Source organism: Chromobacterium vaccinii (genome assembly GCF_001855275.1).
GTDB classification, from domain to species: domain Bacteria; phylum Pseudomonadota; class Gammaproteobacteria; order Burkholderiales; family Chromobacteriaceae; genus Chromobacterium; species Chromobacterium vaccinii.
Genome location: NZ_CP017707.1, coordinates 2,395,487 through 2,406,758 on the forward strand (window position 1 = coordinate 2,395,487; position 11,272 = coordinate 2,406,758).

Consider the following 11,272-nt stretch of genomic DNA (forward strand, 5'->3'; position numbering starts at 1 on the left):
CGCGCATGAATTGGCATTGCGACCGCGCCCACGCTATGGAGCGGCGGTCGGCACCGGAGGTGTCTGCAATGCCCAACGAGCATCCAGGACGGATGCATCTCTCCGCGGCCCCAGGCAAGCCTGCCTTCATCGCGATTGACGGCCCGGCGCATGGGCAGTACCGGCAGTACCCGGAAGCGATATTTCCGTCCAAGCGCCCGTCGCGGGCGCATCATCGATGCGCCGGCCAGAGCGATGTGTTCGCAGCGCCCTGCTTCAGGGTGGCGTGCAGGTTTCAGCGCACGCCTTGTCGCAGACAGGCCCGCGCCATGGACGATTCAGGCGGCGCGGCCGCGATGTAAAATCCCCCTTGATTCATTCAGAGGGCGTTCCGGCACCGGGACGCCCTCTTTGCTTCAGATCAAGCGCTGCCCGCTATAGCACGTCCAAATAACGGAAAGCGATAAAAAAATCAGCAAACAATCTTCCGCACGCTATGCGCTGTCAGTTACCATGCTGCAACCGCGCGCCACGGCCTGGACAATCCGCTAGGCGCCATTCACGATCGCGTCTGCCCCGGTCCCACGCCGGCGCGGCGCCGTCCCAAGCACAGGCAAGCATGCCGCCATACAACACCCGAAGCCGCACGAACAAGCAGGGGGCGGGCAAACGGGTTAGAATCTTTGCAGCGCAATATTGTCCGATCTTTAAATTTTGTGAGTCGCACGAGCTTATGTCCTCTCCTAATCTGACCGCTGAAAAGGTCCTGTCCGTCCATCACTGGAACGACACGCTGTTCAGCTTCACCTGCACCCGCGACGCGGGCCTGCGGTTCATCAACGGCCAATTCGTGATGATAGGCCTGGAGGTGAACGGCAAGCCGCTGATGCGCGCCTACTCCATCGTCAGCTCCAACTACGAAGAGCACATGGAGTTCTACAGCATCAAGGTGCAGGACGGCCCGCTGACTTCCCGCCTGCAGCACCTGCAGGTCGGCGATACCGTCATGATCAGCAAGAAGCCCACCGGCACCCTGGTGCAGGACAACCTGCTGCCGGGCAAAAACCTGTACCTGCTGTCCACCGGCACCGGCCTCGCCCCGTTCATGTCCATCATCAAGGACCCGGACGTGTACGAGCGCTACGACAAGGTGATCCTGACCCACGGCGTGCGCTGGGTCAGCGAGCTGGGCTACCACGACTACATCACCAAAGAACTGCCGGAAAACGAATTCTTCGGCGAGATGGTGCGTGAAAAGCTGATCTACTATCCGACCGTCACCCGCGAGCCGTTCCGCAACCAGGGCCGCCTGACCGACCTGATCACCAACGGCAAGTTGTGCGCCGACATCGGCCTGCCGCAACTGAATCCGGAACACGACCGCGTGCTGATCTGCGGCAGCCCGAGCATGCTGCACGATCTGTGCGAAATCCTGAACGGCATGGGCTTCAAGGAATCCCCTCGCATGGGCGAGCCGGCCGATTACGCGATCGAGCGCGCCTTCGTCGAGAAGTGATCCATCCGTCCGCCCCGCGCAGACGCGAAGACGCCCCGCAAACTAAAATGCGGGGCGTTTTTTTTGCCCGTTCCCGCCTTTCCAGCGAAACGGTGAACAGAACGGACGTCGACAAAAAACAAGGGGAGGCGCGAGCCTCCCCAGTTTTTATGCGAGCCAGACTGCTGTCTGGTTTTTTACTTGGCGGCCGAAGCGGCAGCCTTATGAGCCTTCTTGGCGTGAGTCTTGTGAGCCTTCTTGGCCGGAGCCGAAGCGTCGGACTTGGCAGCCTGGGCCTTCTGCGCGGAAGCTTCCTTCTTGGCGGCGTGCTTCTTGGCATGCTTGTGGGCAGCCTTCTTGGCCGGGGCCGAAGCGTCGGACTTGGCGGCCTGGGCCTTCTGCGCGGAAGCTTCCTTCTTGGCGGCGTGCTTCTTGGCGTGGGTCTTGTGGGCCTTCTTGGCCGGAGCCGAAGCGTCGGACTTGGCGGCCTGGGCCTTCTGCGCGGAAGCTTCCTTCTTGGCGGCGTGCTTCTTGGCGTGCTTGTGGGCGGCCTTCTTCGCCGGAGCGGAAGCTTCGGCCTTGGCGGCTTGAGCCTTCTGCGGCGCGGAAGCGCCTACCTTTTCGCCTTTCTTGGCGTGGTGGATCTTGGCCGGGGTCTTTTTCTCGGCCTTCTTGGCGGCCGGGGCTGCCTTGGCGGCGGGAGCGGAAGCCGGAACGACCTGTGCGGCGAAACCTGCGGCGGAGCTCAGGCCGAATACGGCGGACAGGGCAAGAAGGGTCAGCTTTTTCATGATTTCATCTCCAGGTCGGTAACGGAGGCTTCCACCTCCGCAAGGCACCGTGTTTGGTGTTTCCTTGAGACGTATCCTAGTCCCGCCCCTTCCACCCGTCTGTTAGCGCCTTGTAAGGCCATGTAACGCGACGTACAAGGGACAAAACCGCTGATCCCGCGTTGCGCCCCCTTGCCATGCCTTGCGCGCCGGGCTCAATCGCGCCGTTGCGCGATCACGATCTGGTACACGCCGCCGAACACCGTGCGCTTGCGCCAGTCGAACCGCTCCGCCTCGCGCGCATAGGCGGCGATCTCCTTGTTCCACAGCGCCTCGGCGAACGGCTCCAGCGCGCGGTTCACCCATTTGAGCAGCCAGCCTATCGGCTGCCACGGACGGGGGCGGTGGTAATCGACGAACATCGCCCGCCCGCCCGGCGCCACCTGGGCCAGCATATTGTCGACGATGGCCGATTTCATCCCTTCCGGCACCTCGTGCAGCAGAAAGAAGCTGCATGCCAGGTCTGGCCTCTGCTCGGCCTGGAAGCGGGCCGCGTCGGCGCGCACCACTTCGGCCTGCGGCACGCCGGCCAGCTTGCCCTCGGCCAGCTCCACCTGGATGGGCGTGACGTCGGTCAGCGTGAAGCGGCCGCTCTCGCCCACCCGCGCCGCCGCGCGCTGCACCAGGTCGCCGTAGACGTGGGCGACCTGCCACACCCGCTCCCCGGACCGGATTTCATCGAGATAGGCGCGCATCAGGCGCTGGTCGTTGCCGAACAGCAACGTGCGCACCACCAGTTTGTGGTCCAGCATCCTTGCCTTGCGCGGGTTGACGTAGGCCCAGTCGTAGACCTCGGTCATGTAGTCCGGGACGTCCTGGTAGTAGGGGTCGCCAGCGCTTGCGCGCGTGTTCAGTGTGGTCATGGTGGGTTACCGGTTATCAGCGATGGAACCAGCTTAACAAGCGTCTTTTCCCCTCGGCTTGAGCCAGGCCAAACCTTGGCCCGGCCACGCGGAAGGCATATTCCAACGTCGTTATAAGCGCTGACTCCGTCCCGCGGCAACCTCATCGGCACGCCAAAGCGAACGGCCCGGCTCAAGGCCAGGCCGTCTGGCTGGCGAAACGGGCCGCTCAATCGGCCAGCGTCAGCACCACCGGGGTGTGGTCGGACGGGCGCTCCCACTTGCGCGGCGCCTTGTCGATCTCGCAGACCTGCGCGCGGGGCTTGAGCGCGTCGCTGACCAGGATGTGGTCGATGCGCACGCCTTTGTTGCGGCGGAACATCATCTGGCGGTAATCCCACCAGCTGTACTGCTTATCCTCCTGGTTGAACAGGCGGAAGCTGTCGGACAGGCCCAGCGCGATCAGGCGGCGGAAGGCGTCGCGCTCAGGCGTGCTGCACAGCACCTGCTCGCGCCAGCCCTCCGGATCGTAGACGTCGCGGTCTTCCGGCGCGATGTTGTAATCGCCCAAGAGCAGTAGGTTCGGATGCTTGGCCAGCTCGGCGGCGACATAGCCTTCCAGCTTGGACAGCCATTCAAGCTTGTACGGGTACTTGGGCGAATCCACCGCCTCGCCGTTGACGAAATAGCCGCAAATCACCCGCACGCCGTTCACGGTGGCGGCGATCACCCGGCGCTGCTCGTCGCCGTAGCCGGGAATGCCGGCGACCACGTCCGTCATCTCCAGCGGCGCGCGGACCAGGATGGCGACGCCGTTGTAGGTCTTCTGGCCGAACCAGGCCGCGCGGTAGCCCGCGGCCTCGATCTCCGCCAGCGGGAAGACGTCCTGGTCCATCTTCAGTTCCTGCAGGCACAGCACTTCGACGCCGGTGTCGGCCAGCCACTGCAGCACCTGCGGCAGACGGACTTTCAGGGAATTGACGTTCCAGGTGGCAAAACGCATCGGCGAGAACTCCAGAATGGGAAAGGATGAAGGCCGACACCATAGCAGCAGCCGGCCCGGCTGTTGAGGGATTTTCGCGCCTCGCCGCCGGCAAGGCAAAAAAAAGCGCCTCCGCAGTCGGCGGAGGCGTCAATAGACACTATATCACTACCCCTGATACGCGTCTGGCTCGCTTGCTGCTCCGGAAGACAACCCTGAGCAAAAGATTAGAGCCGGACTATTCCAGGCGAGTTCCTAAAGTTTCAATTTTTTTTACGCCGCCTCCGGCGCCATGCCGGAATGGCGCAGCAACGCGTCGATTTCGGGGTCGCGGCCGCGGAAGGCGCGGAACGATTCCAGCGCCGGGCGGCTGCCGCCGACGGCCAGGATCTCGTCCCAGAACTGGCGGCCCACCTGCGGATTGGCGCCGCCGGCCTCTTCGAACGCGGCGTAGGCGTCGGCCGACAGCACTTCCGCCCACTTGTAGCTGTAGTAGCCCGCCGCGTAGCCGCCGCCGAAAATGTGGCTGAAGCTGTTGGGGAAGCGGTTGTAGGCCGGCGGGCGGTTGACCGCCACCTCGTCGCGCACCTGCTCCAGCAGCGCCAGCCAGTCCACGCTGTCGGGATTGCCGGCGGTGTACAGCTGCATGTCGAACAAGGAAAACTCCAGCTGGCGCACCATCTGCATGCCGGACTGGAAGTTCTTGGCGGCGATCATCTTGTCGTACAGCTCGCGCGGCAGCGGCTGGCCGCTTTCGCTGTGCGCGGTCATGCCCTGCAGCACGTCCCACTCCCAGCAGAAGTTTTCCATGAACTGGCTGGGCAGCTCGACGGCATCCCACTCCACGCCGCTGATGCCGGCCACGCCGGCCACCTCGATGCGGGTCAGCAGGTGGTGCAGGCCATGGCCGCACTCGTGGAACAGCGTGATCACCTCGTCGTGGGTGAAGTAGGCCGGCTTGTCGCCCACCGGGCGGCTGAAGTTGCACACCAGGTAGGCCACCGGGGTCTGCAGCTCTCCGCCCTTGCGGCGGCGGCCGCGCACATCGTCCATCCACGCGCCCGGGCGCTTGCCGTCGCGGGCGTAGAGATCGAGATAGAAACCGCCCAGCAGGGTCTCGTCCTGGAAGATCTCGAAGTAGCGCACGTCCGGATGCCAGGCGGCGACCTGGCGCTCGGCGAAGCGCACGCCGTACAGGGTGCCGACCACGCCGAACAGGCCTTGCAGCACCTTGGGCTCGGGGAAGTACTGCTTCACTTCGTGCTCGGAGAAGGCGTAGCGGGCGACGCGCAGCTTCTCGCTGGCGTAGCTGATGTCCCAGGCCTGCAGCGCGTCCAGGCCCAGCTCGTCGCGGGCGAAAGCCTCCAGCTCGGCGCGGTCCTGCTCGGCGTAGGGCTTGGCGCGGCGGGCCAGATCGCGCAGGAAGTCGATCACCTGCGCCGGGCTTTCCGCCATCTTGGTGTACAGCGACAGCTCGGCGTAGTCGGCGAAGCCCAGCAGCTGCGCCTCTTCGGCGGCCAGCTTCAGCTTTTCGCGGATCAGCGGGCCGTTGTCCTGCTCGGCCGGGCCGAATTCCGACGCGCGCTTGGCGTTGGCCTCGTACAGCTTCTCGCGCAAGGCGCGGTTGTCGGCGTATTGCAGCACCGGGAACAGCAGCGGGAACTGCAGGCCCAGCTTGTATTTGCCCGGCTGGCCGTCGGCCTCGGCCATCGCGGCGTACATGGCCAGCGTGTCCTCGGGAATGCCAGCCAGCTCGGCGGCGTCGTCGATGTACAGGCTGAAGCCGTCGGTGGCGTCCATCACATGCTGCGAGAACTGGTTGGACAGCTCGGCCAGGCGGCTGGACAGCTCGGCGAAGCGCGCCTTCTGCGCGTCCGGCAACTCGGCGCCGGCCAGGCGGAAGTCGCGCAGGTCGTTTTCGATCACTTTCTTCTGCGCGGCGCTGGCGGCGGCAAATTCGGGATTGGCCGCCACCGCCTTGAAGCGGGCGAACAGGTCCAGGTTTTGCCCCAGCTCGGTGAAGAAGGCGGAGATGCGCGGAATTTCGGCGTTGTACGCCTCGCGCAGGCCCTCGGTGTTGCCCACCACGCCGTTCAGATGGCCGACCACGCCCCAGGCGCGGCCCAGTTTCTCGGTGGCGTCGGTCAGCGGCTCCACCACCGCGTCCCAGTTGTCGCCGCCGGCGGCGACCACCGCGTCTATCGCGGCGCGGGCGTCGGCCAGCAATACGTCGAGGGCCGGGGTGATGTGCTCCGGCTTGATGGCGTCGAAGCGCGGCAGGTCGGAGAAATCAAGTAAGGGGTTCTGGCTCATGGCTTCAACATCCTGTCGGGGCGGGTCGATTATGATAAGGGAATTTGCGCGCCGGCGCGCGCGGCCGGCACAATGCACTACCGCTGAGATAAGGACGAAACGATGAAAAGCAATATCCGCCAGTACGACGGCCATCACCCGGAGATCGCCGACGGCTGTTACATCGACCCGGCGGCCGTCGTCATCGGCGAGGTGACGCTGGACGCCGGCACCTCGGTCTGGCCGTGCGCGGTGATCCGCGGCGACGTCAACCGCATCCACGTCGGCGAAAACAGCAATGTGCAGGACTTCGCGATGCTGCACGTCAGCCACAGGAGCGCCGCCGATCCGGAAGGCGCGCCGCTGATCATAGGCCGCCACGTCACCATCGGCCACCACGCGACGCTGCACGGCTGCACCATCGGCGACGAGGTGCTGATCGGCATCGGCAGCATCGTGCTGGACCGCGTGGTGATCGAGGACCGGGTGCTGGTCGGCGCCGGCAGCCTGGTGCCGCCGGGCAAACGCCTGGAGTCCGGCTACCTGTACCTGGGCAACCCGGTGAAGCAGGCGCGGCCGCTGACCGACAAGGAACTGGCCTACTTCAAGTATTCGGCCGAGCATTACTTGCGCGTGGCCGACAAACACAAGGTCAATCTGGAGGATTGAGCGATGGCGGATTCGCCGCAAATCCATGAAGAAGAGCTGGAATACGTCGGCTTCTGGGCCAGGGTGCTGGCGAGCCTGGTCGACACCATCCTGCTGTTGATCGTGTCGGCGCCGCTGCTGTGGCTGCTGGCAGGACGCGAGGCGGCGTCCGTCGGCGGCATGCCGGACCTGGCCGAACTTAGCGGCCTCGGCTCGCTGGCGGAACTCCTGATCAATTACCTGCTGCCGGCCCTCGCCGTCATCCTGTTCTGGATCTACAAGAGCGCTACGCCGGGCAAGATGATGCTGGGCGCGCGGGTGGTGGACGCCGACACCGGCGCGCCGCTGACGCCCGGCCAGGCGGCGCTGCGCTACCTCGGCTACTTCGTCTCCATCATCCCGCTCGGCCTGGGCATCGTGTGGGTGGGCATAGACGCCCGCAAGCAGGGCTGGCACGACAAGCTGGCCCGCACCGTGGTGGTGCGCCGCAAGCCGCAGCCGGCCGCCTTCCCCGGCCGCCGCTAAGCCGGCGCAAGCCGCCCGCGCGGCATCTCCGTCCGCAGCGGCTCGCCGGCCGCCGGTGCCTCCAGCCTGAACCAGGCCAGCGCCTGGTTGAGTCCGCCGGCGGACTCCGCCAGCTGCTCCATCAATGGCTCGGCCTCGCGCATCTGCTGCTCGATGTGCAAGGCCAGGCTGGCCAGCTCATGACCATGCTGGCGGATATTGCCGCCGGCCTGGGTCTGCCCCTCGCCCGCCGCGCCGATGTCGGCCATCAAGCCGCCCAGCCCGGCCAAGGCCCCGTCCACCGCGGCCAGCGCCCCATCCAGCGCCAGTTGGGCGTCCTGGCCGTCCCGTCCGGCCCTGCCGGCCGCGGCGACGGCCTCGCCCAGCGCGCCCTTGGCCTGCTCCATCTGCCGCAGGCTGTCGAAAATGCCGCTGGTGGCCGAAGCGGTGCGCTCGGACAGTTTCCTCACCTCGTCGGCCACCACCGAGAAGCCGCGACCGGCCTCGCCGGCCCGCGCCGCCTCGATCGCCGCGTTCAAGGCCAGCAGATTGGTCTGCTCGGCCACATCGCGGATCAGCGCGCTGATCTGTCCGATCGCCGACAGCGCCTGGCCCAGCGTCTGCATTTCCAGGTTGGCGGTGGCGATACGCTCGGTCAGCAGGCCCATCGTCGCGGCGTTGTGCTCGCCCTGGCGGCGCGCCTGGGCGGTGGCCGCCGCCGCGCCGCGCGCGCAATCCAGCGCCGCCTCGATATGCAGCCCCACCTGGTCGGCATGGCCGGCGATCTCGGCCGCCGCCTCGTTGCTGAGCTGGCTTTTCTGCGTCTGCTGCCGGCTGGCGTCGGCGCTCTGCCGCGTCAGCAGCTGCAGCCTACGGCTGTCGTCCTGGTTGGCCCCGGCGTGGCGGCGCACCTCGTCCAGCAGCCCCGCCAGGTGGTCGAGAAAGCGGTTGATCCGCGACGCCGCGTGCGCCAGCTCGTCGCCGCCGCGATCGGGCAGGCGCGCGGCCAGATTGCCTTCGCCCAGCGCGTCGGCGGCCTGGGCCATCGCCGCCAGTTGGCGGCGCAGCCGGCGCGCCAGCGTCAGCTGGATCAGCACCACCAGCGCGCTGGCCAAGGCCAGCGGCCCCAGGATCAGCGGCGCCAGCCGCGACAGCGCCGCGGCCAGGCCGGCTTTTTCCTCGGCCAGCTCGCCGTCGCGCTTCTTCAATTGAGCATCGATCTGCGCGACCAGCGGCGCCAGATCGTTCTGGTAGGCCTGCTCCGGAATCGATAGCGCGTCCTGCGGCGCGGTCTCGGCGATGCGGATGGCGCTGCCCAGGTTGGCGGCGTAAGCCTGCCAATGGCCGCGCAGCGCGCCGTCGAACGCGCCGGAGTCGGCCGCCGGCAAGGCGTCATGGATGTCGCGCCGAAGGCCGGCCACCTGCCGCACGGCCTGCTTCAGCCGCTCGGCGGTTTCCGGCAGCAAGGGATCGGCGCGGGAAAACGACAGCGATACGGCCTTAAGCTGTTGCAGATTGGCCGCCAGCTGCTGCAGGCGGTTGTAGTTGTCGACGTGGCGGGTGAAGGAATACAGCTGCTGGCCGGTCAGCGCCATCGCCAGCGCCAGGCTGGCGAGGGTGAAGGCGATGGTCAGCCACAGGCGTTTGATCAGGGACATGGCGGGCGCTGCGCAGAACTTCGGGGCCCTCATCCTAACTAGTATTCATGACATAAAGATTTCAAGACATATAACTCAAGCAACAAAAATTGTTCACATTACGTTACAATCCGCGCACCCGAAATTCGGGTCGGCGTGTCGGACAAGATTCGGCGTTGCGGCCAAGCACGGATGCAACATCATGATTTCCTCCACGCCAAGCCGAAACCGGCTGCTTCGACATCCCCTAGACCGCTTGGGCGTTCTCGCCTACGCGGTCCGCCTGCCCGGCAGGCGCGATTTACATAAGACCGGGCCCACCCGGCTATGTGGGCAACTTCCCCCGGATATGTCCGGCGCGCGCGCGCCGCTTCGGGACGGCTGTTGCCCGTCATCGTTCAAATGACAGGAGATTCGCCCTTGCAACAACAACATTCCCGCCACATCGGCCCGATCGCGCTGATGCTGACCGGTCTTGGCTCCATCATCGGTTCCGGCTGGCTGTTCGGCGCCGCCCACGCCGCGCAGATCGCCGGCCCGGCCGCCATCGTCGCCTGGATCGTCGGCATGGTGATCATTCTTTCCATCGCGCTGAGCTACGCCGAACTGGGCGCCATGTTCCCGGAATCGGGCGGCATGGTGCGCTACGCCCGCTACTCGCACGGCTCGCTGCTCGGCTTCATCGCCGCCTGGGCCAACTGGATCGCCATCGTGTCGGTGATTCCGATCGAGGCCGAAGCCTCGGTGCAGTACATGAGCACCTGGCCCTACGAATGGGCCCACAACCTGTACCGCGACGGCGAATTGAGCACCGTCGGCCTGTCCTTCGCCGCCGTGCTGGTCATCGCCTACTTCCTGCTCAATTACTGGGGCGTGAAGCTGTTCGCCAAGGCCAACAGCGCCATCACCATCTTCAAGGTGATCGTGCCGGCGGTGACGGTGGGCGCGCTGGTCTACAGCGGCTTCCACTCGGAAAACCTGAACAATCCGGCGCTGGGCGGCTTCGCGCCGTTCGGCTGGGCCAGCGTGATGACGGCGGTGGCCACCAGCGGCATCGTGTTCAGCTTCAACGGCTTCCAGAGCCCGATCAACCTGGCCGGCGAGGCCCGCAATCCGGGCAAGAGCGTGCCCTTCGGCGTGGTCGGCTCCATCCTCCTGGCCGCGGTGATCTACGTCGCGCTGCAAGTGGCCTTCCTCGGCGCGCTGTCGCCGTCCGAGCTGGCCCACGGCTGGAAAGGCCTGGACTTCAGCTCGCCGTTCGCCCAGCTGGCGATGGCGCTGGGCCTGAACTGGCTGATGATGACCCTGTATTTCGACGCCTTCGTCAGCCCCAGCGGCACCGGCGCCACCTATATGGCGTCCACCTCGCGGATGATTTACGGCATGCAGCGCAACGGCACCATGCCGGATATCTTCGGCCGCATCCATCCGCTGTACCGCATTCCGCGTCCGGCGATGTGGTTCAACCTGGCGGTGTCCTTCGTGTTCCTGTTCTTCTTCCGCGGCTGGGGCACGCTGGCGGCGGTGATCTCGGTGGCGACCGTGATCTCCTACCTGACCGGCCCGATCAGCGCCGCCGCGCTGCGCCGCTGCGCGCCGGACCTGCCGCGCCCGCTGCGCCTCTCCGGCCTGAGCATCGTCGCGCCGTTCGCCTTCGTCTGCGCCTCGCTGGTGCTGTACTGGGCGCGCTGGCCGCTGACCGGCCAGATCCTGTTCCTGATCGTGGCCGCGCTGCCGGTCTACATCTGGTACCAGGCCAAGGCTGGCTGGCCGGAATTCTCCCGCGAGCTGAAGGGCGCGATGTGGATGGTGCTCTACCTGCCGACGATGGCGCTGCTGTCCTGGATCGGCAGCACCGATTTCGGCGGCCTCGGCATCCTGCCGTACGGCGCGGACATGGCCGTGGTGGCCGCCGCCGCGCTGGGCTTCTACTTCTGGGGCGTCAACAGCGGCTGGTACACCCGCTACCTGCGCGACGAGCACGATCCGAAGCTGGTGGAAGAGATGGAGCGCGACAACGCGCCGTCCGGCAAGCCCGCCGTTCAGCGCGGCTGATTCCCTGC

9 protein-coding genes are annotated in these 11,272 nt (G+C 66.1%); 4 read left to right on the plus strand and 5 right to left on the minus strand.

All coding sequences use genetic code 11. The features are described from left to right. Positions 1 to 712: 712 nt before the first annotated feature. Positions 713 to 1,495 carry a ferredoxin--NADP reductase gene (locus BKX93_RS11120; protein ID WP_021477531.1) on the plus strand — a complete coding sequence of 261 codons (783 nt, stop codon included), beginning with the start codon at positions 713 to 715 and terminating at the stop codon, positions 1,493 to 1,495. A 176-nt stretch (positions 1,496 to 1,671) separates the two neighbouring features. On the opposite strand, the gene BKX93_RS11125 is transcribed toward BKX93_RS11120, so the two are convergent. From BKX93_RS11125 to BKX93_RS11140, 4 genes are all read right to left on the minus strand, one after another. Then, positions 1,672 to 2,265 (minus strand): hypothetical protein, encoded by a 594-nt coding sequence (locus BKX93_RS11125; protein ID WP_070979821.1) that lies wholly within the window; start codon positions 2,263 to 2,265, stop codon positions 1,672 to 1,674. A gap of 194 nt (positions 2,266 to 2,459) precedes the next feature. Continuing rightward, on the minus strand, positions 2,460 to 3,167 hold the full coding sequence (rquA, locus tag BKX93_RS11130; RefSeq protein ID WP_070979823.1) for a rhodoquinone biosynthesis methyltransferase RquA: 708 nt from the start codon (positions 3,165 to 3,167) through the stop codon (positions 2,460 to 2,462). Between the two features lie 208 nt (positions 3,168 to 3,375). Beyond that, a complete protein-coding gene (xth, locus tag BKX93_RS11135; RefSeq protein WP_046158898.1) occupies positions 3,376 to 4,149 on the minus strand; it encodes an exodeoxyribonuclease III in 774 nt (257 codons plus the stop codon). A gap of 252 nt (positions 4,150 to 4,401) precedes the next feature. Beyond that, positions 4,402 to 6,441, minus strand: coding sequence for a M3 family metallopeptidase (locus BKX93_RS11140; protein ID WP_070979825.1), 2,040 nt, complete (start codon positions 6,439 to 6,441; stop codon positions 4,402 to 4,404). A gap of 102 nt (positions 6,442 to 6,543) precedes the next feature. Between BKX93_RS11140 and BKX93_RS11145 the strand changes: the two genes are divergently transcribed. Both BKX93_RS11145 and BKX93_RS11150 read left to right on the plus strand, forming a co-directional pair. Further along, on the plus strand, positions 6,544 to 7,089 hold the full coding sequence (locus tag BKX93_RS11145) for a gamma carbonic anhydrase family protein (protein ID WP_070979827.1): 546 nt from the start codon (positions 6,544 to 6,546) through the stop codon (positions 7,087 to 7,089). Positions 7,090 to 7,092: 3 nt separating this feature from the next. Then, positions 7,093 to 7,593 (plus strand): RDD family protein, encoded by a 501-nt coding sequence (locus tag BKX93_RS11150; protein ID WP_082113875.1) that lies wholly within the window; start codon positions 7,093 to 7,095, stop codon positions 7,591 to 7,593. Here the strand turns inward: BKX93_RS11150 and BKX93_RS11155 are convergent. Then, positions 7,590 to 9,230, minus strand: coding sequence for a methyl-accepting chemotaxis protein (locus tag BKX93_RS11155; RefSeq protein ID WP_070981797.1), 1,641 nt, complete (start codon positions 9,228 to 9,230; stop codon positions 7,590 to 7,592). The genes BKX93_RS11150 and BKX93_RS11155 overlap by 4 nt on opposite strands. Positions 9,231 to 9,629: 399 nt before the next feature. Between BKX93_RS11155 and BKX93_RS11160 the strand changes: the two genes are divergently transcribed. Next, positions 9,630 to 11,264: an APC family permease gene (locus tag BKX93_RS11160; RefSeq protein WP_244887263.1), complete on the plus strand. Its 1,635-nt coding sequence runs from the start codon at positions 9,630 to 9,632 to the stop codon at positions 11,262 to 11,264. Positions 11,265 to 11,272 lie beyond the last annotated feature (8 nt).